The 23,905-nt window shown below is 74.3% G+C and carries 27 protein-coding genes; 21 read left to right on the top strand and 6 right to left on the bottom strand.

The window, feature by feature from the left end:
- The first annotated feature begins 55 nt into the window (after window positions 1–55).
- From AC5RWQ_RS15725 to AC5RWQ_RS15700, 6 genes are all read left to right on the top strand, one after another.
- On the top strand, window positions 56–475 hold the full coding sequence (locus AC5RWQ_RS15725) for a TraR/DksA family transcriptional regulator (protein WP_334486313.1): 420 nt from the start codon (window positions 56–58) through the stop codon (window positions 473–475).
- Window positions 476–542: 67 nt separating this feature from the next.
- Entirely contained in the window at window positions 543–1,157 is a 615-nt protein-coding gene (gene lspA / locus AC5RWQ_RS15720) for a signal peptidase II (RefSeq protein ID WP_494283469.1), read from the top strand.
- Window positions 1,154–2,098, top strand: a complete 945-nt coding sequence (locus AC5RWQ_RS15715; RefSeq protein WP_494283468.1) for an RluA family pseudouridine synthase — start codon at window positions 1,154–1,156, stop codon at window positions 2,096–2,098. Before lspA ends, AC5RWQ_RS15715 begins: the two co-directional genes overlap by 4 nt.
- A 34-nt stretch (window positions 2,099–2,132) precedes the next feature.
- Complete coding sequence (locus AC5RWQ_RS15710; protein ID WP_494283467.1) at window positions 2,133–3,035, top strand: hypothetical protein; 903 nt, start codon at window positions 2,133–2,135, stop codon at window positions 3,033–3,035.
- Between the two features lie 95 nt (window positions 3,036–3,130).
- Window positions 3,131–4,705: a MinD/ParA family ATP-binding protein gene (locus AC5RWQ_RS15705; RefSeq protein WP_494283466.1), complete on the top strand. Its 1,575-nt coding sequence runs from the start codon at window positions 3,131–3,133 to the stop codon at window positions 4,703–4,705.
- Window positions 4,706–4,762: 57 nt separating this feature from the next.
- Entirely contained in the window at window positions 4,763–5,542 is a 780-nt protein-coding gene (locus AC5RWQ_RS15700; protein ID WP_494283465.1) for a DUF2567 domain-containing protein, read from the top strand.
- Here the strand turns inward: AC5RWQ_RS15700 and AC5RWQ_RS15695 are convergent.
- Complete coding sequence (locus tag AC5RWQ_RS15695; RefSeq protein ID WP_494283464.1) at window positions 5,457–6,155, bottom strand: LON peptidase substrate-binding domain-containing protein; 699 nt, start codon at window positions 6,153–6,155, stop codon at window positions 5,457–5,459. The two genes, AC5RWQ_RS15700 and AC5RWQ_RS15695, sit on opposite strands and share 86 nt — an antisense overlap.
- A 107-nt stretch (window positions 6,156–6,262) precedes the next feature.
- Here AC5RWQ_RS15695 and hisD point away from each other — a divergent pair, with 107 nt between their 5' ends.
- From hisD to hisF, 12 genes are all read left to right on the top strand, one after another.
- Window positions 6,263–7,585, top strand: coding sequence for a histidinol dehydrogenase (gene hisD / locus AC5RWQ_RS15690; protein ID WP_494283463.1), 1,323 nt, complete (start codon window positions 6,263–6,265; stop codon window positions 7,583–7,585).
- Window positions 7,582–8,655, top strand: coding sequence for a histidinol-phosphate transaminase (locus AC5RWQ_RS15685; protein ID WP_494283462.1), 1,074 nt, complete (start codon window positions 7,582–7,584; stop codon window positions 8,653–8,655). The genes hisD and AC5RWQ_RS15685 overlap by 4 nt, the downstream gene beginning before the upstream one ends.
- Window positions 8,652–9,263, top strand: a complete 612-nt coding sequence (gene hisB, locus AC5RWQ_RS15680) for an imidazoleglycerol-phosphate dehydratase HisB (protein WP_494283461.1) — start codon at window positions 8,652–8,654, stop codon at window positions 9,261–9,263. The genes AC5RWQ_RS15685 and hisB overlap by 4 nt, the downstream gene beginning before the upstream one ends.
- On the top strand, window positions 9,263–9,433 hold the full coding sequence (locus AC5RWQ_RS15675) for a hypothetical protein (protein ID WP_494283460.1): 171 nt from the start codon (window positions 9,263–9,265) through the stop codon (window positions 9,431–9,433). The genes hisB and AC5RWQ_RS15675 overlap by 1 nt, the downstream gene beginning before the upstream one ends.
- Window positions 9,433–10,059, top strand: a complete 627-nt coding sequence (gene hisH / locus AC5RWQ_RS15670; protein ID WP_494283459.1) for an imidazole glycerol phosphate synthase subunit HisH — start codon at window positions 9,433–9,435, stop codon at window positions 10,057–10,059. The genes AC5RWQ_RS15675 and hisH overlap by 1 nt, the downstream gene beginning before the upstream one ends.
- Window positions 10,060–10,083: 24 nt before the next feature.
- On the top strand, window positions 10,084–10,407 hold the full coding sequence (locus tag AC5RWQ_RS15665) for a hypothetical protein (protein WP_494283458.1): 324 nt from the start codon (window positions 10,084–10,086) through the stop codon (window positions 10,405–10,407).
- Between the two features lie 16 nt (window positions 10,408–10,423).
- On the top strand, window positions 10,424–11,152 hold the full coding sequence (gene priA, locus AC5RWQ_RS15660; RefSeq protein ID WP_334486282.1) for a bifunctional 1-(5-phosphoribosyl)-5-((5-phosphoribosylamino)methylideneamino)imidazole-4-carboxamide isomerase/phosphoribosylanthranilate isomerase PriA: 729 nt from the start codon (window positions 10,424–10,426) through the stop codon (window positions 11,150–11,152).
- A complete protein-coding gene (locus AC5RWQ_RS15655) occupies window positions 11,149–11,538 on the top strand; it encodes a RidA family protein (RefSeq protein WP_494283457.1) in 390 nt (129 codons plus the stop codon). Before priA ends, AC5RWQ_RS15655 begins: the two co-directional genes overlap by 4 nt.
- Window positions 11,539–11,628: 90 nt before the next feature.
- A complete protein-coding gene (locus AC5RWQ_RS15650) occupies window positions 11,629–12,075 on the top strand; it encodes a MarR family winged helix-turn-helix transcriptional regulator (RefSeq protein ID WP_494283456.1) in 447 nt (148 codons plus the stop codon).
- Between the two features lie 5 nt (window positions 12,076–12,080).
- Window positions 12,081–12,512, top strand: coding sequence for an organic hydroperoxide resistance protein (locus AC5RWQ_RS15645; protein WP_494283610.1), 432 nt, complete (start codon window positions 12,081–12,083; stop codon window positions 12,510–12,512).
- A 42-nt stretch (window positions 12,513–12,554) separates the two neighbouring features.
- Window positions 12,555–13,553, top strand: coding sequence for an NADP-dependent oxidoreductase (locus AC5RWQ_RS15640; RefSeq protein WP_494283455.1), 999 nt, complete (start codon window positions 12,555–12,557; stop codon window positions 13,551–13,553).
- A gap of 76 nt (window positions 13,554–13,629) precedes the next feature.
- Entirely contained in the window at window positions 13,630–14,397 is a 768-nt protein-coding gene (gene hisF / locus AC5RWQ_RS15635; RefSeq protein WP_494283454.1) for an imidazole glycerol phosphate synthase subunit HisF, read from the top strand.
- A gap of 242 nt (window positions 14,398–14,639) precedes the next feature.
- Here the strand turns inward: hisF and AC5RWQ_RS15630 are convergent, their stop codons facing one another.
- Together AC5RWQ_RS15630 and yczE are read right to left on the bottom strand one after the other, a co-directional pair.
- The gene (locus AC5RWQ_RS15630; protein ID WP_494283453.1) at window positions 14,640–15,098 is read right to left on the bottom strand and encodes a hypothetical protein; all 459 of its coding nucleotides are present in this window, start codon (window positions 15,096–15,098) and stop codon (window positions 14,640–14,642) included.
- Between the two features lie 57 nt (window positions 15,099–15,155).
- A complete protein-coding gene (yczE, locus tag AC5RWQ_RS15625; protein ID WP_494283452.1) occupies window positions 15,156–15,809 on the bottom strand; it encodes a membrane protein YczE in 654 nt (217 codons plus the stop codon).
- Between the two features lie 57 nt (window positions 15,810–15,866).
- Between yczE and yczR the strand changes: the two genes are divergently transcribed.
- From yczR to AC5RWQ_RS15610, 3 genes are all read left to right on the top strand, one after another.
- A complete protein-coding gene (gene yczR, locus AC5RWQ_RS15620; RefSeq protein WP_494283451.1) occupies window positions 15,867–17,324 on the top strand; it encodes a MocR-like transcription factor YczR in 1,458 nt (485 codons plus the stop codon).
- A gap of 105 nt (window positions 17,325–17,429) precedes the next feature.
- Complete coding sequence (locus AC5RWQ_RS15615) at window positions 17,430–18,668, top strand: low temperature requirement protein A (protein ID WP_494283450.1); 1,239 nt, start codon at window positions 17,430–17,432, stop codon at window positions 18,666–18,668.
- 72 nt (window positions 18,669–18,740) lie between these two features.
- Window positions 18,741–20,054, top strand: coding sequence for a low temperature requirement protein A (locus AC5RWQ_RS15610; RefSeq protein ID WP_494283449.1), 1,314 nt, complete (start codon window positions 18,741–18,743; stop codon window positions 20,052–20,054).
- A 60-nt stretch (window positions 20,055–20,114) separates the two neighbouring features.
- Here AC5RWQ_RS15610 and AC5RWQ_RS15605 read toward each other — a convergent pair whose 3' ends face one another.
- The 3 genes from AC5RWQ_RS15605 to AC5RWQ_RS15595 all read right to left on the bottom strand — a co-directional run bounded on the left by AC5RWQ_RS15605 (window position 20,115) and on the right by AC5RWQ_RS15595 (window position 23,812).
- Window positions 20,115–21,941: an AMP-dependent synthetase/ligase gene (locus AC5RWQ_RS15605; protein WP_494283448.1), complete on the bottom strand. Its 1,827-nt coding sequence runs from the start codon at window positions 21,939–21,941 to the stop codon at window positions 20,115–20,117.
- A gap of 143 nt (window positions 21,942–22,084) precedes the next feature.
- Window positions 22,085–23,032, bottom strand: coding sequence for a terpene synthase family protein (locus AC5RWQ_RS15600; RefSeq protein WP_494283447.1), 948 nt, complete (start codon window positions 23,030–23,032; stop codon window positions 22,085–22,087).
- 150 nt (window positions 23,033–23,182) lie between these two features.
- A complete protein-coding gene (locus AC5RWQ_RS15595; protein WP_494283446.1) occupies window positions 23,183–23,812 on the bottom strand; it encodes a TIGR03085 family metal-binding protein in 630 nt (209 codons plus the stop codon).
- Window positions 23,813–23,905 lie beyond the last annotated feature (93 nt).

The following is a 23,905-nucleotide window of genomic DNA, read 5'->3' as shown; positions in this document are numbered from 1 at the left end:
CCCCTGTCCGGTGCACCGCCGATCCGCCGCGTCGCTGCGGCCGAGGGAGCTGACGATGGCGAAGCCAGCCGACACCAGGACCGCCGGCCGCAAGCCGGTGGCGAAGGCCACCCGCAGTGCGGCGGAGACCGAGAAGATCCGGGCGGCCCTGGCGGCCCGCCGGGACGAGCTGCGAGCCGAGTACGATCAGACGCTGAGCGAGATCACCGAGCTGCAGCGCGACCGGCTGACCGACTCGGCCGGGGACGACCAGGCCGACACCGGCACCAAGACGTTCGAGCGCGAGCAGGAGATCTCCCTCGCCAACAGCATCCGGGAACGGATCACCCAGGTCGAGCGCGCGCTGGAGCGGCTCGACGAGGGTGGCTACGGATGGTGCGAGCGGTGCGGGAACCCGATCCCGGTGGAGCGGCTCGCCGCCTTCCCGTCGGCGACCCTCTGCGTGACCTGCAAGCAGCTGGAGGAGCGGCGCTGACGTCTGCTCCCCGGTGACCGCGCGAGACGGCGAACCTTCGCCGTCGGAACAAGTCGATGGGGAGTAGATGACCACAGCACCGTCCGCCGGATCCGGCACCGCTGAGCCGGGCGGGGGCACACCCCGCCGCCGGGCGCTGCGGGTCCTGGTCGGCATCGCGTTGACCGCCCTGGTGGCCGACCTGCTCACCAAGCACCTGGCGCTGCTGTTCCTCGACGACCGCGGCCCGGTACGGCTCCTCGGCGGGGTGGTCTACCTCACCCTGACCCGCAACAGCGGGGCGGCGTGGAGCATCGGCTCCGGCCACACCTGGGTCTTTCCGGTGATCACCATCGGCGTGGTCGGCTGGATCGTCTGGATGGCGCTGCGGCTGCGCTCGCTGCCGTGGGCGGTCTCGCTGGGCCTGGTGCTGGGCGGCGCGCTCGGCAACCTCACCGACCGGATCTTCCGCGCCCCCGGGCACTTCGTCGGGCACGTGGTCGACATGGTCAGCCTCTTCGACCCGTACGGCCAGGTCTGGCCGGTGTTCAACCTGGCCGACAGCTGCCTGGTCTCCGGTGTGCTGCTCGCCGTCCTGCTGGAGCTGACCGGCCGGCAGCGGGACGGCCGGCGGCCCGGTGACGCCGGCGCCACCCCGGCCGCCGCGGCCCCGGCCGACGTCGACTCGCGGGAGCGGGCGTGACCTCCGCCTTCGCCGCGGGCGGCGACCACCGTTCCCTTCCCGTCCCGGACGGCCTGGACGGGATGCGCCTGGACCAGGCCGTGTCCCGGCTCTTCGGGCTCTCCCGTACCGCCGCCGCGGTGCTGGTCGACGCGGGCGACGCGCTGGTCGACGGCGTGGTTCGGCAGAACTCGCACAAGGTCAAGGCGGGCTCCTGGCTGGAGGTGACGCTGCCCGCGCCGGTCGCCCCGCCGACGGTGGTGCCGCAGGCGGTGCCCGGCCTCGACGTGGTCTACGCCGACGACGACATCGTGGTGGTGGACAAGCCCGTCGGCGTGGCCGCCCACCCGAGCCCGGGCTGGACCGGACCGACCGTGATCGGCGGCCTCGCCGCGATCGGGCACCGGATCTCCACCAGCGGCGCCGCCGAGCGGCAGGGCGTGGTGCACCGGCTCGACGTCGGCACCACCGGCATCATGGTGGTGGCCAAGAGCGAGCAGGCGTACACGGCGCTCAAGCGGGCGTTCAAGTACCGCGAGGTGGAGAAGCGCTACCACGCCGTGGTCCAGGGCCACCCCGACCCGTCGCGCGGCACCATCGACGCCCCGATCGACCGGCACCCGCACCACGACTATCGGTGGGCGGTGGTCTCCGGCGGCAAGCCGAGTATCACCCACTACGACACCATCGAGGCGTTCCCGGCGGCGAGCCTGCTCGACGTGCGGCTGGAGACCGGCCGCACGCACCAGATCCGGGTGCACTTCTCGACGCTGCGGCACCCGTGTGTGGGCGACATCACCTACGGCGCGGACCCGACGCTCTCGGCCCGCCTCGGGCTGAGCCGGCAGTGGCTGCACGCCCGCTCGCTGAGCTTCCTGCACCCGCGCACCGGCGACGAGGTCACCTTCGTCAGCGAGTACCCGGACGACCTGGCGCGGGCGCTCGCCGTGCTGCGCGACTGACGTCATCCGATCCGATCCGAGGGGGGCCGCGCCGGTGAGCGCCGCCGATCCGCCGCCGGCGACCGACCGGCCCGACCGGGCCGGTCGGCCCGGCTGGCTGGTCTGGGTCGCGCTCCTCGCGGTCTGCGCGGTGCTGCTCGCCGCCGGCTGGGCGGGCCGCCACGACGCGCCGGTGGGCGACCGCACGGTGGGCGAGGTGACCCGGGTGGGGGTCGCCACCGGCGACCCCATCCCCGGGTACCAGCGGGCGGCCGCGTCGGAACTCGCCGCGCTGCCCGCGACGGGATCGCCGTCCGGGACGTACGCCCTGGTCTCGTTCGACGCGTACCTGCCGCCGGGCGGGCTGCCGGCGGTGCTCGCCGGGGCGCCGGTCGCCGAGGTGGTCGCCCGGGTCCCGCTGCCCGACCGGCAGACCGAGGTCGTCCACCTGGCGGCGCAGCGCCTGCCGCAGGACGTGGTCGCCGGGATGGCCGCGGTGGCCGACCGCAAGGACCGCGAGGCCGCCGACCAGCGGACCCGCGCGGCCGGGTCCGCCGACCCGGAACTGCGCCGGGGGTACGACACCGGGGCGCGGGTCGCGGCGGCGGAGGCGGCGGCCTACCGTCGCGGGTGCGACTGCGTGTACGCGGCGGTGGTCCGGGCGGCGCCGCCCGTGCTGCGGGAGCTGGCGAGCCGGCCCGGGGTGCGGGTGGTGGACCCGGCGCCGGAGGTCGGCCGGCTCGACCGGACGGTGTTCACCCCGCCGCTGCCGGACCAGCGGGACGTGGTGCGGCCGCCGGCCGACGCCGGTCCCGGGGCGACGGGTTCCGGAATGGGGGATTCGTCGGAAGCGGCACAGGGTGTGATCGACCCCTCACCCCGCCGGTGGGCCGCCGGGGCCGGTCCCCGGCGGGCGGCGACCGCCCCGACCTCCCCGGACAGCGGTCGCGGCGGGTAGACGACGCGGTCGCGTTGAGTATGTCCACCGGGGGATGTGCACAGACCGGTGTGGTCCGAATAGGGTTTCGTTCGTAGCCTGTCAGGCGGAGATCGATGGCGCGGGGAGGGCGAGCCTTGGACGGCACCGAGTCCGGCTGGGGCCGGTCGGCCGAACCGGCACCGCGATGGCGGGCCCTGCTCGACCGTGCCCGCCTCAGCGGCCGCGCCCCGGAGCAGGGCGAGGCCGACCGCCGGGCCGACGAGCAGTCGGCGCGCGAGTCGATGCCCCGGCGCGCGTCCGGCAACGGCTGGTCCGGTCGCGCCTCGGCCCCCGTGCCCCCGGCCGACCCCGGATACACCCCGGACCCGTCGTACCGGGCCGAGGCCTCGTACCGGGTCGACCCGGCCTACCGGGTGGAGCCGACGTACCAGCCCGAGCCGACGTACCAGTCCGAGCCGACGTACCAGCCCGAGCCGACGTACCAGCCCGAACCGACGTACCAGCCCGAACCGACGTACCAGCCCGAGCCCCGCTATCCGGTGGAGCCGCCCGATCGGGTCGAGTCCCGCTACGCGCTGCTGGACAACGGCTACCGGCACGAGCCGCGGCCGGCCGAGTCCCGCTACGCCGCCCTGCTCGACGGCGGCTACCGCCCGGGCTCCGCGACGACGTACCCGCAGCAGCCCGGCCACCCCGAGCCGGCGTACCCGGCCGAGCAGCCGGGCTATCCGGTGGAGCCGACGTACCCGGAGCCCGCCCGGCGGGCCGAGCCGGCGCACCAGTCGGAGCCGGCCTACCCGCCGGCGGTGACCACCGACCGGGGCTACCCGGCGCGGATCGAGCCGGCCCGGATCGAGTGGCGCGCGCAGACGCCGCAGGACGAGCAGGAGCGGTCCGCCGGCGTCCTCCGCCGCGACCTGGGCACCCCGCGGGTGCTGGCCTTCGCCAACCCCAAGGGCGGGGTGCACAAGACCACCGCCACCGTGCTCGCCGCGGCCACCGTGGGCAGCGTCCGCGGCCGGGGCGTGCTCGCCTGGGACGACAACGAGCTGCGCGGCACCCTCGGCCTGCGCGCCGGCAGCGCCCGGCACGCCCGGACCATCCGGCACCTGATCAGCGACCTCGCCCACATCGAGATCCGCGAGGGCGCCGAGCTGCTGGAGTCGCTCGACGACTACCTGCGGCACGCCTCCGACGGCTCGTACGACGTGCTGGCCGGCGAGGAGAGCCCGCGCTTCGCCCAGCGGCTCGACCAGTTCACCGTCAAGCGGGTGCTGGAGCTGCTGCGCCGCACCCACGACGTGGTCTGCGTCGACACCGGCAACAACGTGGAGAGCGCCAACTGGCGCACCGTCATGCAGGCCGCCGACCAGCTGGTCGTCACCACCGTCCCGCGCGAGGACGCCGCGTTCAGCGCCGACTGGATGCTGGACCTGCTGCACGAGGTGGGCATGGGGGAGCTGGCCGACAACGCGGTGACCCTGATCTCCTGCCCCACCCCGGGCCGCTCCGCGCTCCAGGACGACCTGGAGAAGCACTTCGCCACCCGGACCCGGGCCGTGGCCGTGGTGCCGTACGACCCGGCGCTGGAGACCGGCTCGTCGATCGAGTACCACCAGCTCCAGGCGGAGACCCGCCAGGCGTGGCTGCGGGCCGCCGCGGTGATGCTGGAGCCGTTCGCCCGCTGAGGGGAGTGTGCGGCCACCGCCGCTCCACGGCGTAGCTGCGCCTGAGAGGATCACCGGGTGAGCCCGGACACCCCCGATCCGTACCGGCCCGTCGGCCGTCCCGACGAGCCGGACCGCACCGCCCCCGCAGCCGAGGGCGCCCCGATCCCGGCCGACCCGGCGACCCGCGTGGACCGGCCCCGACGTACCCCGGTTGCCGTCGTCGCCACGGTGCTCGGGCTCACCGTCCTCGGCGCGCCGCTCGGCCTGCTCTGGGCGGCGGTCGCGCCGGACACCCCGGTGCTGAAGACCGCCGAGGGGGCGGTCTACGCCCAGCCGCAGCCGGAGCAGCCGATCGCCGCCGACGGCTGGTTCAGCCTGCTCGGCCTCGGCTTCGGCGCGCTCGCCGCGCTCGGCCTCTGGATGCTGCTGCGCCGCCGCCGCGGGCCGGCCGGGCTCGTCGCGGTGGCGCTCGGGTCGTTCGGCGCCGCCCTGGTGGCCTGGCAGCTCGGCCGTCGGATCGGCCTCTCCGGCTACCAGCGGCTGCTGGCCACGGCCCCGGACGGCACACCGTTCGCCAAGCCGGCCGACCTGCGCGCCGGCGGGATCCGCTGGTTCCTGGACGTGCTGCCGCTGCCCTTCGGCGACCTGCTGCTGCCGGCGTTCGCCGCGGCGGTGACGTACACCCTGCTGGCCGGCTGGTCGCGCTGGCCGTCGCTGCGCCCGGAGCCGGCGCTCGACGGCCCGTGGCCGCCCGGCGGTCCGGGTGCGGTCAGTTGGGCGCCGGGGGCGACGCAAGCTCCGACAGCGGCACCGGAACCGCCCGGACCTGACGCAGCAGAGCCGCCTCGCGGTTGAGCAGCCGCAGCTCGGCGCGGAGCCGGGCGGCGGTGTCGTCGATGGCGAGCAGCTTCTGCCGGTCGGCCACGGTCAGCGCGGCCGTGGCCGCGACCAGGTGCGACAGCACCGTCGGGTCCTCCGGCAACTGCTCGGAGATGTCCTCCGGATCCGGCCGGATCAGGCCGAGGTACTGGCGGAACACCGCGATCACCCGGGCGGCCAGCAGGTCGGCCGTCTCGTCGGTGCCGGCCGGTTCGGGCAGCCACTCCACCTCGGCGGTCAGGTACGGCGTGGCAGTGTCGTCGACGTCGGCGATCCGGAACCGCCGCCGGCCCACCGTGACGATGTCGAAGCCCCCGTCGTCCAGCTCGGTCACCTGGCGCAGCTCGGCGGTGCAACCGACCTCGTGCAGGGTCACCCCGCCGCCGCCCGGGGTCGGCGTCCCGCTGCCCGGGGCGACCTCCCAGCCGGCCGCGATGGCGACCACGCCGAACTCCCGCGGGGCGCCCTCGGGCAGCCCGACCAGGTGGCGGACCAGGGCCCGGTAGCGCTCCTCGAATATGTGCAGTGGCAGCACCAGCCCGGGAAAGAGCACCGTTCCGAGCGGGAACACCGGCAGCCGTGCGGTCACGTCGTCGAGCCTAGCGGGAGCCCGCCCGTCCGGCGTGGCTCGGCTCACGCCCGCCGCGATGCGGGCGGCGCGGGTGGTCCCCGGGCGGGCCGCCTAGACTCGCAAGGGTGTTGAATCGGATCGACCTGCGCGGCGGTGTCCGTGACCCCCGCCGCCTGCTGCCCCGTGCCCAGCTCGACGTCTCCGTGGCCGTCGAGAGGATCCGTCCCCTCGTGGAGGCGGTCCGGGACCATGGGTACCCGGCGATCCGGGAGGCCAGCGAGCGCTTCGACGGGATCTCTCCGGACGTGCTGCGGGTGCCGGTCGAGACGATCGCCGAGGCCGAGGGGACGCTCGACCCCGAGGTGCGCGCCGCGCTGCTGGAGTCGATCACCCGGGCCCGCAAGGTCCACGCCGACCAGCGCCGCACCGACCACGTCACCCAGGTGGTGCCGGGCGGTGTGGTGACCGAGCGCTGGGTGCCGGTCGACCGGGTCGGCCTCTACGTCCCCGGCGGCCTGGCGATGTACCCGTCGACCGTGGTGATGAACGTGGTCCCCGCCCAGGCGGCCGGGGTCCGCTCGCTGGTGGTGGTCAGCCCGCCGCAGCAGGACAACGGCGGCCTGCCCGACCAGCGGGTCCTGGCGGCCTGCGCGCTGCTCGGCGTCGACGAGGTGTACGCCGTCGGCGGCGCCCAGGCGGTCGCCATGCTGGCGTACGGCGCCGCGGTGGACGCCGAAGGCAGCGCGCACTGCGATCCGGTCGACATGATCACCGGTCCGGGCAACATCTGGGTCACCGCCGCCAAGCGGCTGCTGCGCGGGGTGGTCGGCATCGACGCCGAGGCCGGCCCGACCGAGATCGCCATCCTGGCCGACGACACCGCCGACCCGGCGCACGTCGCCGCCGACCTGATCAGCCAGGCCGAGCACGACCCCCTCGCGGCCAGCGTGCTGGTCACCCCGTCGGTCGAGCTGGCCGACGCGGTGGAGCGGGAGCTGGCCCGCCAGGTGCCGGCCACCAAGCACGTCGAGCGGGTCACCACCGCACTCAGCGGCGAACAGAGCGGCGTCGTCCTCGTCGACGACCTCGACGCCGGGCTGCGGGTGGTCGACGCGTACGCGGCCGAGCACCTGGAGATCCAGACCGTGGACGCCCGCGAGTGGGCGCTGCGGGTACGCAACGCCGGGGCGATCTTCGTGGGCGCCTGGTCGCCGGTGTCGCTCGGTGACTACTGCGCCGGCTCCAACCACGTGCTGCCCACCGGCGGCTGCGCCCGGCACTCCTCCGGGCTGTCGGTGCAGTCCTTCCTGCGCGGCATCCACCTGGTCGAATACACCGAGGACGCGCTGCGCGAGGTGGCCCCGCACGTGGTGACCCTGGCGAACGTGGAGGACCTGCCGGCGCACGGGCAGGCGGTCCGCGTCCGCTTCCCCGGGGACGCGTCGTGACCGGCCTGGACGACCTCCCGATCCGCGACGACCTGCGCGGCCTGACACCGTACGGGGCGCCGCAGCTCGACGTGGCGGTACGGCTGAACACCAACGAGAACTCCTACCCGGTTCCCGAGCCGGTGGTGGAGGCGATCGGCAAGGCCCTCGCGGCCGAGCTGCGTGACCTCAACCGCTACCCGGACCGGGACGCGGTGGCGCTCCGCGCCGACCTGGCCGAGTACCTCGGCCACGGGCTCACCGTCGACCAGGTGTGGGCGGCGAACGGGTCCAACGAGATCCAGCAGCAGCTGCTCCAGGCGTTCGGCGGCCCGGGGCGCAGCGCGCTCGGCTTCGTGCCGGCGTACTCGATGCACCCGCTGCTGGCGCTCGGCACCCGCACCCGGTGGATCCCGGCGCGGCGCGGCGTCGACTTCGGGCTGACCGCCGCCGAGGCGGTCGCCCAGGTCCGCGAGCACGCCCCGGACGTGGTCTTCCTCTGCTCGCCGAACAACCCGACCGGCACCGCGCTCGCCCCCGAGGTGGTCGCCGCGGTGCTCGACGTCGCGCCCGGCATGGTGGTCGTGGACGAGGCGTACGCCGAGTTCGCCCGACCCGGTACGGTCAGCGCGCTCGCCGTGTTGCCCGGCCACCCGCGGCTGGTGGTGAGCCGGACGATGAGCAAGGCGTTCGGCTTCGCCGGCGGCCGGCTCGGCTACCTGGCCGCCGACCCGGCGGTGGTGGCGGCGGTGCAGCTGGTCCGCCTGCCCTACCACCTCTCGACGCTCACCCAGGCCGCCGCCCGGGCGGCGCTCGCGCACCGTGACGCGCTGCTCGGCACCGTCGACGCGATCATGGTCCAGCGGGACCGGATCGTCACCGAGCTGCGCGGCCGGGGCCACCGGGTGGCTGACAGCGACGCCAACTTCGTGCTCTTCGGAGTCGACGGCGACCAGGCCGCCGCCTGGCGCACCCTGCTCGACGCGGGCGTACTGGTCCGCGACGTGGGCCTGCCCGGCTGGCTGCGGGTCACCGCCGGCACCCCCGCCGAGACCGACGCATTCCTCACCGCGATGGAGAAGCTTTCATGAGCCGGACCGCCCGGGTGGAGCGGATCACCAAGGAGACCAAGGTTCTCGTCGAGCTCGACCTCGACGGCGCCGGCAAGGCCGAGATCGGCACCGGGGTGGGCTTCTACGACCACATGCTGAACCAGATCGCCCGGCACGGCGGCTTCGACCTGACCGTGCGCACCGTCGGCGACCTGGAGATCGACGCGCACCACACGATGGAGGACACCGCGCTCGCCCTGGGCGCCGCGTTCGACCAGGCGCTGGGGGACAAGGCCGGCATCCGGCGGTACGGCTCGGCCACCGTGCCGATGGACGAGGTGCTGGTCCGAGCCGCGGTCGACCTCTCCGGCCGGCCGTACGTGGTGCACGACGAGCCCGCGCTGGCGCCGTACATCGGGCCGGTCTACCCGACCAGCATGACCCGGCACATCTGGGAGTCCTTCGGCCAGGCGGCCCGGATCACCCTGCACGTGGACGTGCTCCGGGCGGCCCGCCCCGGTGGGCACCCGGACGCGCACCACGTGGTGGAGGCGCAGTTCAAGGCGGTCTCCCGGGCGCTGCGCGAGGCCACCGCGATCGACCCGCGCAGCGCCGGCGCGATCCCCAGCACCAAGGGGGCGCTCTGATGGGGCCGGTGCTGCCGACCCTGCTGCTGATCCTGGCGGGCGTGCTCGTCGGCGGGGCGTGGTCGTTGTACCGGCAGGGCGCGCCGCGCGGCACCGTGCTGATCACCGGCCTGCTGGCCGCGTTGGCCACCGTCGCCGGGGTGCTCTGGCTGCTTCCCGGGGAGGGCTGATGACGAAGCGGATCGTGGTGCTGGACTACGGCTCGGGCAACCTGCGCTCCGCCGAGCGGGCGCTCGACCACGCCGGCGCGGACGTCACGGTCACCGACGACCTGACCGCCGCCGCCGAGGCGGACGGCCTGGTGGTGCCGGGTGTCGGCGCCTTCGCCGCCTGCATGGCGGGGATCGAGGCGCTCGGCGCGGGCCCGGTGATCGCCGAGCGGGTCGCCGCCGGCCGCCCGGTGCTCGGTATCTGCGTGGGCATGCAGATCCTCTTCGAGCACGGCGACGAGCACGGCGTGGTGAGCAAGGGTCTCGGACTGCTGCCCGGCGGGGTGACCAAGCTGCCCGCGCAGCGGCTGCCGCACATGGGCTGGAACATCGTCGCTCCGCCGGCCGGCTCGTTGCTCTTCGCCGGGCTGCCCGCCGAGAGCCGGTTCTACTTCGTCCACTCGTACGGCGTGATCGAGCCGGCGGCGCTGGCCGCGGCCGGGGCCCGGGTGACCACCGCCCACCACGGCACGGATTTCGTGGCCGCCGTGGAGCGCGGTTCGCTGTCGGCGGCCCAGTTCCACCCGGAGAAGTCGGCCGAGACCGGGGCGGCGCTGCTGCGCAACTGGCTGGCCACGGTTGACTGAGCCCTCGCGAGCTGAGGTGGGACGGTGAGCAAGGAGCGGGCCCGCCGGCGCGTGGTGCGCGAGGCCGAGGCGGCCCGGGCGCGGGCGGTCCGGCAGCGCAAGCTGGCCCGCCGCCAACGCCGGGGCGCGTTGGTCCGTCGGGTGACGCCGCGGTGGCGACGGGGCCGGACCGGCCGGCTGGGCCGGCGCACGCGGTCGGAGCGCGCGGCGATCCTGGCGCTGACCCTGACGGCGCTGCTGCTGATCTGGACGTTCGTCGACGACCTGGCCCTCCGGCTGGTGCTGGTCGTCCTGCTGCTGCTGGTCCTGCCGGCGATCGTCGTGATCGCCCTGGACCGTCGGATCTGAATACGAGGAGACGAAGTTGAGCCTGACCCTGTTGCCCGCCGTGGACGTCGCCGACGGCCAGGCCGTCCGGCTCGTGCAGGGCGCCGCCGGCAGCGAGACGACCTACGGCGACCCGCTGGAGGCCGCGCTGGCCTGGCAGGCCGACGGCGCCGAGTGGATCCACCTGGTCGACCTGGATGCGGCGTTCGGGCGGGGCACCAACGCGCACCTGCTCGCCGAGGTGGTCCGGCAGCTCGACGTGAAGGTCGAGCTCTCCGGCGGCATCCGGGACGACGAGTCGCTGCGGGCGGCGCTGGGCACCGGCGCGGCGCGGGTGAACATCGGCACCGCCGCGCTGGAGAACCCGGAGTGGTGCGACCGGGTCTGCGCGGAGTTCGGCGACCGGGTGGCGATCGGGCTGGACGTGCGCGGCCGTACCCTCTCGGCCCGGGGTTGGACCCGCGACGGCGGTGACCTGTGGGAGGTGCTGGAGCGGCTGGACAAGGCCGGCGCGTCCCGCTACGTGGTGACCGACATCACCAAGGACGGCACCATGCGGGGGCCGAGCCTCGACCTGCTGCGCGAGGTCTGCGCCCGTACCGACGCGCCGGTGATCGCCTCGGGTGGCGTGTCGACCCTGGACGACCTGCGGGCCCTGGCGACCCTGGAGCCGTTGGGCGTGGAGGGCGTGATCGCCGGCAAGGCGCTCTACGCGGGCGCGTTCACGGTGGCCGAGGCGTTGGAGACGCTGCGGACCGCCGGATGACCGTGACGCGGCTCGGTTCGGGTGGTCCCTGGGAGGCCGTCTACGGCTACAGCCGGGTGGTTCGGGCCGGTGACCTGGCTTGGACGGCCGGTTGCACCTCGACGGTCGACGGCGAGGTCGTACACGTCGGGGACGCGGCGGCGCAGACCGCGCAGGCGTTGCGGATCGGCCTGGACGCGCTGGCCGAGGTGGGCGCGGAAGCGGGCGACGTGGTCCGGACCCGGATGTACGTGACCGACCGGATCTACGCCGACGAGGTGGGCCGGGCGCACAACGCGGTCTTCGGCGCGGTCCGCCCCGTGGCGACAATGGTGGTGGTGGCCGGGTTGATCGACCCGGAGCTGCTGGTAGAGGTCGAACTGGAGGCCTGGCTCGGCGACCGGTGACGCCGGCCGCCCCGCCCGGCCGACGGTGGGGGCGGCCACATCGCGGCCCGATCGGTTGTGCACAACTTAATTGTGGGCTACTTTCTCCACGTGACCGATGATCTGGTGCTGCGTCGACAGGTGTGCTTCGCGCTCTATGCCGCGTCGCGTGCCCTCACCGACGTCTACCGGCCCATCCTCGACGAGTTGGGCCTGACCTACCCGCAGTACCTGGTGCTGCTGGTGCTCTGGGAGCGCGGCGACGACGCCCCCACGGTCTCCGAACTCGGCGCCGCGCTGCGGCTGGACTCCGGCACGCTCTCCCCGCTGCTCAAGCGGCTGGAAGCGGCGGGCCTGGTGGTCCGGACCCGGTCGGCGCGCGACGAGCGACGGGTGGAGGTGGGGCTGACCGGTGACGGCGCGGCCCTGCGGCAGCGGATGGACGAGGTGCCGCTGCGGGTCGCCCGCGCCACCGGCCTCACCGAGGCCGAGCTGGTCGGGCTCCGCGACACCCTCACCCGGGTCACCGAGACGATCCACCGACAGAAGGAGCAGTGACCACCATGCAGGTGCTCTACACCGCGTCCGCGCAGGCCACCGGCGACGGTCGGGACGGCCACGTCCGTACCTCCGACGGCACCCTCGACCTGGATCTGGCCATCCCGAAGGAGATGGGCGGCGCCGGCAGCGCCGCCAACCCGGAGCAGCTCTTCGCCGCCGGCTACGCGGCCTGCTTCCACTCGGCGCTGCGCCTGGTCGCCCGCAAGGCCAAGGCGGACGTCTCCAGCTCGGTCGTCGAGGCCGAGGTCGGCATCGGCCCGAACGGCAGCGGCGGCTTCGGCCTGACCGTCGCCCTGGTGGTCGACCTGCCCGCCGTCGAGCGGGCCGCCGCCGAGCAACTGGTCGAGGCCGCGCACCAGGTCTGCCCGTACTCCAACGCGACCCGCGGCAACATCGAGGTCGCCCTCACCGTCCGCGAGGCCGCAGCGGCCTGATCCCCGCCCGGCCCGTTCCTCGCGTACGAAAGGACGAACTCCATGAGCACCAATCGTGAGATCCACCTGGCCTCCCGCCCGCAGGGCTGGCCGACCGACGACAACTTCCGCCTCGTCACCACCGAGGTGCCCACCCCCGGGCCGGGCCAGATCGTGGTCCGCAACCAGTTCATGTCGGTCGACCCGTACATGCGGGGCCGGATGAACGACGTCAAGTCGTACGTGCCGCCGTTCCAGATCGACGCGCCGCTCGACGGCGGGGCGATCGGCGAGGTCGTGGCGAGCGAGGCCGACGGGATCAAGGTCGGCGACACCGTGCTGCACGGCCTCGGCTGGCGCGAGTACGCGCTGGTCGACGCCAAGGCCGCCCGGCCGGTCGACCCGACCGTCGCGCCGGTCAGCGCGTACCTGAGCGTGCTCGGCATGACCGGGCTCACCGCGTACGCGGGGCTGCTCGAGGTGGCCGGGATGAAGCCCGGCGAGTCCGTCTTCGTCTCCGGCGCGGCCGGCGCGGTGGGCAGCATGGTCGGCCAGATCGCCAAGCTCAAGGGTGCCGCCCGGGTGGTCGGCAGCGCCGGCTCGGCGGCGAAGGTCGAGCGGCTCAAGGCGCTCGGCTTCGACGCCGCGTTCGACTACCACGACGGCCCGGTGCGCGACGCGCTGAAGGCCGCCGCCCCGGAGGGCATCGACGTCTACTTCGACAACGTGGGCGGCGAGCACCTGGAGGCCGCCATCTCCTCGATGAACCTGCACGGCCGGGCCGCCATCTGCGGCATGATCGCCCAGTACAACGCCGACGAGCCGCCGGCCGCCCCGCGCAACCTGGCGCTGGTCATCGGCAAGCGGCTCACCCTGCGCGGCTTCCTGGTGGGCGACCACGGCAACCTGCGCGACGAGTTCGTGCGGGACGTGGCCGGCTGGCTGCGCGACGGCAAGCTCTCGTACGACGAGACGGTCGTCGACGGCATCGAGAACGCCCCGGCGGCCTTCCTCGGCCTGATGCGCGGCGAGAACCTGGGCAAGATGCTCGTCCGGGTGTGAGTCCCGATCCGACCCGCGGCGGTGGCCGGCCTCACAGGTCGGCCGCCGCCGCGTGCCCGTTGGATAGGCTCGCGGCATGACGGTGGCGGTACGGGTGATCCCGTGTCTGGACGTGGACGCCGGTCGGGTGGTCAAGGGGGTCAACTTCCTCGACCTGCGCGACGCGGGCGATCCGGTGGAGCTGGCCGCGGCGTACGACCGGGCCGGCGCGGACGAGTTGACCTTCCTGGACGTCACCGCCTCCTCCAGTGACCGGGGCACCATGCTCGACGTGGTCCGGCGCACGGCCGAGTCGGTCTTCATCCCGCTGACCGTGGGCGGCGGCGTCCGGCAGGTCGCCGACGTCGACACCCTGCTGCGCGCCGGGGCGGACAAGGTCGGGGTGAACACCGCCGCGATCGCCCGACCCGAGCTGATCGCCGAGATCGCCGACCGGTTCGGCCGGCAGGTGCTGGTGCTCTCGCTGGACGTACGGCGGGCCCCGGCCGGCACCACCCCGAGCGGCTTCGAGGTGACCACCCACGGCGGTCGCCGGGGCACCGGCATCGACGCGGTCGAGTGGGCGCGGCGCGGCGCCGAGCTGGGTGCGGGGGAGATCCTGCTCAACTCGATGGATTCCGACGGCACCAAGGCCGGCTTCGACCTGGCGCTGATCCAGGCGGTGCGGGCCGTGGTCGACGTGCCGGTGATCGCCAGCGGCGGCGCCGGCGAGGTGGCGCACTTTCCGCCGGCGATCGGCGCGGGCGCCGACGCGGTGCTGGCGGCGAGCGTCTTCCACTTCGGTGAGCTGACCGTCGCGGAGGTCAAGGCCGCGCTGAAGGCGGCCGGTCACCCGGTCCGCTGAGGCCGCCGTGGCCGCCGTGGTCCTGTGCCGCTCTCGGCCTCCGTGCCGCTCGTGGCCGGTGCCGGGCTGATGCATGGCGGTGGTTATCCGCGCGCGACGCCGCCACGTGGGCGTGTCGCGGGACGGGGGTGATTCCCTGGAGAGCGACATGACGCAGAGGCATGAATATGACTCGCCGTCATATCGCTCTTTACGAAATTGTCTTCCGGCCACGGCCACGGTGGGACCGCTCTGACCGGGCGTCAGCGGCCGCCGCGTCCCTCGGGGGAGCGGCGCGGGGCCGGAATCGACCGGACGACGTACTCCTGCACGGCGGCGGCGTGGTCCTCCTCGGGCAGGTGCCAGTCGGCGCTGCCTGGGGCGTGTCGGCGGACCAGAATGCCCTGCACGGTGTCCACGGTGGTCGCCCCGCCGGCGCTGGGCCGGGTCCGCCAGAGCCGTTCCCCGTCGGCGGTGATCCGGAACCAGCCGTCGGAGACGCTGACCAGGCCGGCGCCGACGAGCCGTCGCACCGCCGCCTCCACCTCGTGCCGTTCCGGGATCGCCTCGTTGAGGTGGTCCGCGGTGGAGATCACGTCAGCCAGCCGGACACCCTCCGGGCGTCGGGTGTCGGCCGCGCGGCGGTGCCGCCCCGCGCCGCTCGCGATCACCAGTGACACGAAGATCCAGGCGTCCGTCCAGCGCCATCCGTTCTCCCCCATGCAGGAATGATGCCCGCAGGTGTCCGTGGTGGAAACACCTACATGCCCCCTATCGCGTCAGCGCAGCTCAGCAAGGGTGGGGGTCGGAGTGTCCGGGGTGGACTCGGCGGGAGTCGCGAAGATCGGGATGAAGAACTGGGCCAGCGGGCCGATGGCGAGCGCGTAGCCGACCGTGCCGAGACCCACCGTGCCGCCGAGCAACCAGCCCAGCGACAGCACGGTCACCTCGATGACGGTCCGGACGAGCCGTACCGACCGGCCGGGGCGGCGGGCCGCGAACCCGGTCATCAGCCCGTCGCGCGGGCCGGGGCCGAGCTGGGCGCCGAGGTAGAGGCCGGTGGCGGCGCCGTTGGCGACGATGCCGGCGACCAGCAGGACGATCCGGGCGGCCAGCGGCAGGTCGGCCGGCAGCAGTGTCAGCGCGGCGTCCACCACCAGGCCGATCACCACCACGTTGCTGACCGTGCCGAGCCCGGGCCGCAGCCGCAGCGGGATCCAGAGCAGCAGCACGCTCGCGCCCACGATGATGGAGACGGTGCCGATGGAGAGATGGGTCTGCCGGGAGACCCCCTGGTGGAACACGTCCCACGGGTTCAGTCCGAGGCCCGAGCGGATCATCAGGGCCATGCTCACCCCGTACAGGACGAGCCCGGCGTAGAGCTGGGTGAGCCGCCGGACGGGCCGGTACCGGAGATTGCCAATCGGAGCCATGCATGCCACCCTAGGGGCCAATCCCGGCGGGAGAAGAGCCAATTTGGGAGGCGTGGCGTGACCAGTCAGGTGCGGGGTGCCCAATTGGCCCGACTGCTCGGCCAGTGGCACGCGCTCCCGGGCCGCCGCCGCAGCCCGGACTACGCCGCGCTCGCGGCCGCGGTCCGTGGCCTGCTCGCCGACGGCCGGCTCCCCCTCGGGGTACGCCTGCCGGCCGAGCGGGAACTGGCCGAGGCGCTGCGGATCAGCCGGACCACGATTACCGCCGCCTACCGGGAGCTGCGGGAGAGCGGCCACCTGGCCAGCCGGCGCGGCGCCGGCAGTTGGACCATGCTGCCCGGCACCCACCGGGTGGCCAGCACCGGCCTCTGGACCCCGGTGGACGACCGCGACATGATCGACCTGGGGGTCGCCGCGCTGGCCGCCCCGCCGCAGCTCGTGCCGGCGGCCCGGGCCGCCGCCGAGGATCTGCCGCGCTACCTGGGCGGCGCCGGCTACCACCCGACCGGGATCATCGAGCTGCGCGAGGCGGTCGCCCGGTCCTACAGCGAGCGGGGCCTGCCCACCAGCGCCGAGCAGATCATGGTCACCAGCGGCACCCAGCATGCGCTGGACCTGGTGCTGCGCCTGGCGCTGGCCCCCGGCGGCAGCGTGCTGGTCGAGTCACCGACCTACCCCAACGCGCTGGCCGCGCTCGCCGCCCGCCGGGCCCGGATCGCTACCCACGGGCTGGCCACCGACGGCACCGGCTGGGACGCCGACCTGCTGCTGGGCAGCGTCCGCCAGACCCGGCCCAAGCTGGCCTACCTGATCCCGGAGTTCCAGAACCCGACCGGCCACCTGATGCCGGCCGAGCTGCGCGAGCGGCTGGTCGCCACGGCGCACGCCGCCGGCACCGACCTGGTCGTCGACGAGTCCTTCGTGGACCTTCCGCTGGACGGCACCGAACTGCCCCCGCCGGTGGCTGCCTTCGACCGGCACAGCCGGGTGATCAGCATCGGCGGGATGAGCAAGCCGTACTGGGGTGGGCTGCGGATCGGCTGGGTGCGGGCGTCCGCGCCGCAGGTGCAGCGGCTCGCCGCCGCCCGGGTCGGGGTGGACATGGCCAGCCCGGTGCTCGACCAGCTCGTCGCGGTCCACCTGCTCGCCGACGCCCCGGTCATCGTCGCCGCCCGCCGGGTCCAGCTCGCCGCCCAGCGCGACGCCCTGCTCGGCGCGCTCGCCGACCGGCTGCCGGACTGGCGGATCAGCGTCCCGCGCGGCGGCGTCACCCTCTGGGCCGAGCTGGACGGCCCGATCTCCAGCGCCCTCGCCCGCGCCGCCGAGGAGGTGGGCGTACGGCTGGCGCCCGGCCCCCGGTTCGGCCTGGACGGCACCCTGGAACGCTTCCTGCGGCTGCCCTTCACCCTGCCCGCCGCGGACCTGGTCGAGGCGGTCGGCCGGCTCGCCGCGGTCCGCTACGACCTGGACCGGGCGGGTCGTCCGCAGTGGCGGGAGCCGTCGGTCATCGCCTGACCGGCTCGGCGCGCCGGCACGGGTCTCCCGTCGCGGCGCGCGGCTGCCACACTGTGCGCCGTGACGAACGGCGGTACGGCGCGGCGGGCGCCGCGGATGCGAGTGATGACCGAGGGTGCCACGGTCACCCCGCTGGAACTCTTCTTCGACCTGGTCTTCGTCTACGCGCTCACCCAGGTGACCGCGCTGATGGCGGCGAACCTCACCTGGTGGGGCATGCTGCACGGGCTGCTCGTGCTGGCCCTGCTCTGGTGGTGCTGGTGCTGCTACGCCTGGCTGGGCAACACCGTCCGCGCCGACGAGGGCATGGTACGGGTGGCGCTCTTCGCGGTGATGGCCACCATGTTCGTGGTCGCGGTGACCATCCCCGAGGCCTTCAACGACCTGCGCGGCGGGCTCTCCGGCCCGGTGGTCTTCGCCTCCGGCTACCTGGTGGTCCGGGTGCTGCACCTGGTGATCTACTGGCACGCCGCCCGGGGCGACGCCGGGCTGCGCCGGCAGTTGCTGCGCGCGTCCCTGCCGATGCTGGGCGGGGCGACCCTGCTCTTCACCGCCGCGCTGCTGCCCCAGCGGCTCACCGACACCCCGAACGGTGAGGACGTCCTGCGCACCGCGCTCTGGGGGCTCGCCCTGGCCATCGACTACGGCGGCATCATGGCGATCGGGGCGGCCGGCTGGCGGATCTTCTCGGCCGCGCACTGGACCGAGCGGCACGGGCTGATCATCATCGTCGCGCTCGGCGAGTCGCTGGTGGCGATCGGGGTCGGGGTGACCGCGCTGCCGATCTCCTGGCCGATCGTCGTGGCCTCGTTCCTCGGCATCGCGGTCGCCGCCGCGCTCTGGTGGGCGTACTTCGACGTGGTGTCGATCGCCGCCGAGCGGGTGCTGCACCGCGCGGAGGGCGCCGAGCGGGCGGCGCTGGGCCGGGACTCCTACACCTACCTGCACCTGCCGATGGTGGCCGGCATCGTGCTGCTCGCCCTCGGGCTGAAGAAGGTCCTGGCGTACGTCGGGGACGGCACCCACCACAGCCTCACCGACCCGCTGCACGGGCTGGGCCTGCTCGCCCTCTACGGCGGCGTGATCATCTATCTGCTCGGCCACCTGGGCTTCCGGCTGCGCAACATGGGTTCGGTCAACTGGCCCCGGGCGGTCGCCACGGTGCTGCTGGTGCTGCTCGTCCCGGTCGCCGACCAGCTGCCCGCGCTGGCCGCGCTCGGGCTGCTCGCGGTGGTCTGCGTCGGGATGATCACCGTCGAGGTGGTGCTCTTCGGGGAGGCCCGCCGCCGGCTGCGCGACTCGTTCCTCGACGAGCACGGCGCCGGCCGGGCGCCCGGCCACTGACCGCGGGCGGCGGCTCGGGGTGATTTGGGTGATCGACGCTCGGCGGGCCGGTGCGGTGGGAAGACTGCCGGTGTGGGCAGCGGTGGTCTCCGGTGGACGCGCGGGGTACGCCCCGGCGCGCCGGGCACCCGTACCAGTCGACTGGAGCTCTTCTACGACCTGGTCTTCGTCTTCGCCTTCCTCACCGTCACCAGCCTGACCTCCAGCGAGCCGAGCGCGAGGAACCTGGTCGGCGCGCTGCTGGTGCTCTGCCTGCTCTGGTGGTGCTGGACCGGTTTCGCCGCCCTCGGCAACGCGGTCCGCACCGACCAGGGCGTGCTGCCGGTCGTCGGTTTCGTCACCGTCGCCGCCACCTTCCTGCTGGCCCTGAGCATGCCGGGGGCGTTCGTCGACCGGCCCGGTGGGCTGAACGGGCCGCTCTTCTTCGCCGGCTGCTACTTCCTGGTCCGGGCCTGCCAGCTCGCGGTCTTCGGGTGGGTCGCCTGGCCGGACCGGGACCGGCGGCGGCGCTGGCTGCTGCTCGCCGTGCTGCCGGTGGTCGCTACGGCGCTGCTGGTCACCGCCGCGGTGGCGCCGCAGCGACTGCTGACCGGGGACGGCGCGCAGGGCTTGCTGCGGCTGGGCCTGTGGCTGGCGGCCCTGCTCGTGGAGTACGCCGCCGGTGTGTTGCTGGGGAGGGCGTACTGGGTGGTGGTCTCCGCCGGGCACTGGGCGGAACGGCACGCGCTGATCGTGCTGGTCGCGCTCGGCGAGTCGATCATCGCGCTGGGGTTCGGCCACAAGTTCGTCACCGAGCTGCCGCTCACCTGGCCGGTGGTGGCGGCCGCGGTCCTCGGCATCGCCATCGCCTCGGCGCTCTGGTGGGCCTACTTCGACACCCTGGCCCTCGCGGTCGAGCAGGCGCTGCACCGCACCCGGGAACCGGTCGCCCGGGCCCGGCTGGCCCGGGACGCCTACACGTACCTGCACCTGCCGATGGTCACCGGGATCATCTTCTTCGCCCTCGGGCTCAAGGACCTGCTCGCCGAGATCGCCGACCCGGCCAGCCCGTCCCGGGGCGTACCGCTGGGGGGTTTCTGGATCCTGGTGCTGCACGGCGGGGTGGCGCTCTACCTGCTCGCGCTGGCGGGGGTGGGGTGGCGCGCGCTGCGCGGGGTCCGCTGGGCGCCGCTGGTCGCGGTGGCGGTGCTCGCCGCGCTCTCCCCGGTCTCGGTGGGCGTGCCGGAACTGGACGCGCTGGCGCTGCTGGCGGTGGTCGCGGTCGTCTCGACGGTGGTGCAGACGGTGCTGGACGGCCCGCGCCGGCGCCGGACCCGCCAGGTCGCGCTGGAGGAGCAGCTCGCGGGCGAGGCGGAGCAGTCCCGGTGGCGCGGGGAGCACCTGTGAACGGCCGGTGGCCGTGTCCCGGGACGGAGGGACACGGCCACCGGTGCGGCACCGGCCGGCTCAGATCTCGGCGAGCGTGCCCTCGTACATCTGGTCGATCTGGGAGGCGAAGTTGGTCTCCACGCCGCGCCGCTTGATCTTCAGCGACGGGGTGATCTCGCCGTCCTCGATGGTCAGGTCGCGCGGCAGGATGGTCACCTTCTTGATCGTCTCCCAGCGGTTGAGCTTGGCGTTCAGCCGGGCGACGTGCTCCTCCACCATCGCCTGCGCCTCGGGGCTGGCGACGACCTCGGCGTAGTCGCGCCCCTCCAGCGGGCCGCCGGCCGCCCAGCCCTGGATAGCGTCCGGGTCCAGGCTGACCAGCATGGTGCAGTAGTTGCGGGCCTGCCCGATCACGATCGCCTGCGAGGTGTACGGGCAGATCGCCTTGAACATGCCCTCGATGTGCGACGGCGCGATGTACTTGCCGCCGGAGGTCTTGACCAGGTCCTTCTTCCGGTCGGTGATGCGCAGGTAGCCGTCGTCGTCCAGGCTGCCGATGTCGCCGGTACGGAAGAAGCCGTCCTCGGTGAACGCGGCCGCCGTCTCGGCCGGCAGGTTGTGGTAGCCGCGCATCACCGGCTTGCCGCGGACCAGGATCTCGCCGTCGGTGTCGATCCGGCACTCCAGGTCGCCCATCGGCCGGCCCACGGTGCCGATCCGCAACCCGTCCGGCGGGTTGACGAAGTTGCCGGCGCTGGTCTCGGTCAGGCCGTACCCCTCGGAGATGGGCAGGTTCGCGGCGGCGAAGAAGGTGGCGATCTCCTTGCTCAGCGGCGCCGCGCCGGAGACCAGCACCCGGATCCGGCCGCCCAGGCGGGCCTGGAGCTTGCTGAAGACCAGCTTCTCGGCCAGCCCGTACTTCAGCTTCAGGCCGGCCGGGACCGGCTGTCCGGCCTGCTCCAGCGCGACCTTCTCCTTGCCGACCCGAACGCCCCAGGCGAAGATCTTCGCCTTGAGGCCGCCGGCGCCCTGCGCGGTGGTGACCGCCTTGTTGTAGACCTTCTCGAAGACCCGGGGCGCGCCGCACATCAGCGTCGGCTTGATCACGCCGAGCATGTCGACGAGCTTGTCGACCCGGCCGTCGACGTAGGTCGGCAGGCCGACGTGGGTGGAGCCGCAGAGCAGGGTCTTGCCGAACGAGTGGGACAGCGGCAGCCACAGGTATTGCACGTCGTCCTCCCGCAGGAGGCTCGTCTCGGCCTGGACGACCGCCTCCCAGCACCAGCCGCCGTGCAGCAGTTCCACGCCCTTGGGGCGGCCGGTGGTGCCGGAGGTGTAGATCAGGGTGGCCAGGTGCTCCGGGCCGATCGGGGCGACCAGCCGGTCGATCAGGTCGGGCTCGGCGGCGAGCGCCCGGGTGCCCTGCTCCTCGAGCTCGGCGAGGGTCAGCTGGGGCACGGCGGCGGCCGGGTCGGCGGCGCCGTCGAAAAGGACCACGTGGGTCAGCGCCGGCAGCTGGGCGCTGGCGATCTTCGCGGCCTGGGCCGGGTTCTCCGCGAACAGCACCTTCGAGCCGGAGTCCGTGATGATGAACGTCGCGTCCTCGGGCTCGGTGGTGGGGTAGACCGTGGTGGTCGCCCCGCCGGCGCACATGATGCCGAAGTCGGCGATCACCCAGTCGAGCCGGGTGTTGGCCAGGATCGCCACCGGATCCTCCAGGCCGACGCCGAGGCCGTGCAGGCCGGCCGCGACCGCCTTGGCGCGGTGCCCGACCTGGTCCCAGGTGAGCCAGACCGGTCCGGAGTCGTCCGGGGCGGGGTGGGCGAATGCGTGCTGGTCCGGGGTGGCGGCCACGCGCTGGAGGAACATGTCAGGAATCGAACGGTACGGTACATCGAGAGCCATCGCTGTAGCCGCCTTCAGGGGTGGATGGCGTGACGGGGGTCACGTCGGTGTGCGGTTACCGAAGGGTATTGCCTGCCCGGGGCGTCGGCTAGCCCCGGTCCCTGTGAGCCCGCTGAGTCCCGCAAGGTGGAACGTCCCCGAGGTCAGGCGTACCGGTCGGCGCGCAGCGACCAGTCGTAGGTCGCCCGCACCCACGCCCGGCGGACGGCCAGGTACGGCCCGAGCGCGTCGTCCCCGCGGGCGGCCACCGCCGCGTCGCGCACCACGTACCGGGCCAGGCCGTCGTTGAACCAGTCGGTGGCCGTGCGAAACGCCGCCTCCGGCGCCCGCCCGGTCTGCGCCGCGATGACCGTGACCAGGTTGTGCGGGTCCGCCGCCGCGTCGCGCTCCTTGCGGTAGGAGAAGAGGTCGTTGCACCAGCAGATCAGGTCGGTGGCGAGGTCGTCGAGCGCGACCACCGCCGGGTCGGCCCGCCGACCGGCGCCGGGCAGAGCGTCGTACGCCAGGTCGGTGAGGGTGACGCTCGGGCGGACCCCGCCCGTGTGCCGGCGCATCTGGAGGTACTCCGTCAGGTCCGGCACCCGCCGGTGCTGCCGGTTCGCCGCCTCCCAGAGCAGCGCGAGCAGGTACTCCCGCAGCTGACTGACCAGGCGGAGCAGCAGGCTGGGCCGGCGGTGGGCGCGGACCCGCAGGCAGATGTCGGCCAGCCCGTCACCGAGCGGGCCGGCGGGCGACGGCGGGCCGGTCGGATCGCCGTGCCGGTCCAGCACGTCCAGCAGCGCGGCGACGGTCGGCGCCAGCCGGGCTGGCTCGGCCCCCAGGCCGTCGTCGTCGCAGGCATCGTCCATCACGAACAGCCAGGAGATCAGGTCGGTGAGCAGCCGTAGCCGGTCGACCGGCGCCGTCGGGCAGGTCCGGCCGGCCAGTTCCGCGGCTCCGGCCCGGCGCAGTCGGCGCAACCGCCGGTCGTCGTCGACCAGGTCGAGCCCGCGGGCCCAGTCCAGGCTCTCCCCGGCCACCTGGTCGGTGGCGGCGTGCCGGGGCGCGGCGAAGGGTGGTTCGAGCAGCGCCGCGACGTCGAAGCTCGGCATGTCGTCCCCTGTCCGGCCGTCCCGGGGCAGGTCGGCGCGCAGGAGAGTACGACAGCGGGCATCGGCGCGGATCACTGGCAGCTGGATCGCGCCGACCGGTTCGGTGACCGGTTCCGCACCCTCCGTCCACCTGCGCGGGCGGGGGTGGGATCAGAGGCCCAGGCGGGCGCCGCGCAGCCGCTCGGCCAGCGCCGGCGGGCCGTCGATCTGCACCCGCGCCACCCGCTGCCGCCCGGAAAGGAACAGCACCAGCTCGCCGGGCGCGCCGACCAGCCGGAGCCGTTCCCCGCCCCGGCCCGTGGACAGCTCGCCGTGGCCGGGCGCCTGGACCAGCAGGTCGGCGGGGAACCGGCGCAGGGTCGCCCGGGCCAGCAGGCCCGCCGGCTTCCACAGCCGCGCCTGCAACCCGGCCGCCACCTGGCGCGGCTGCCAGCCCGGCCGGGCCCGGCGGACGTCCTCGTGGTGGATGAAGAACTCCATGGTGTTGGCGAGCTCGTCGGTGAGCGGGTTGCTCAGCGGGCTCCACACCGGTGGGCGGCGGACCCGCCCGACCAGCTCCTGCCAGGACTGCCCGGCGATCCGCAGACGCACCCGCTCGGCGTACCCCCGCAGCGGCGGGAGCACGATGCCCCCCGCCGCGTCCGGCCGGCGCTCCCGCACCACCAGGTGGGCGGCGAGGTCACGGGTGGTCCAGCCCTCGTTGATCGTCGGGGCGTCCGGTCCCAGGTCCAGCATCAGGTCGGCGAGCGCCTCGCGCTCCGCTCGGGCGTACCGCGGCATGCAGAGGATCGTAGGGCCGCGCGGGCCGGACGGCGCGCCGGGCGCCGCGCGGGCCGGCGCGGCGGGCGAGTGACGGTGGACATACCGGCCGGG

The organism is Micromonospora sp. BS32, from assembly GCF_059089345.1.
This window is presented reverse-complemented; position numbering and strand designations above follow the sequence as displayed.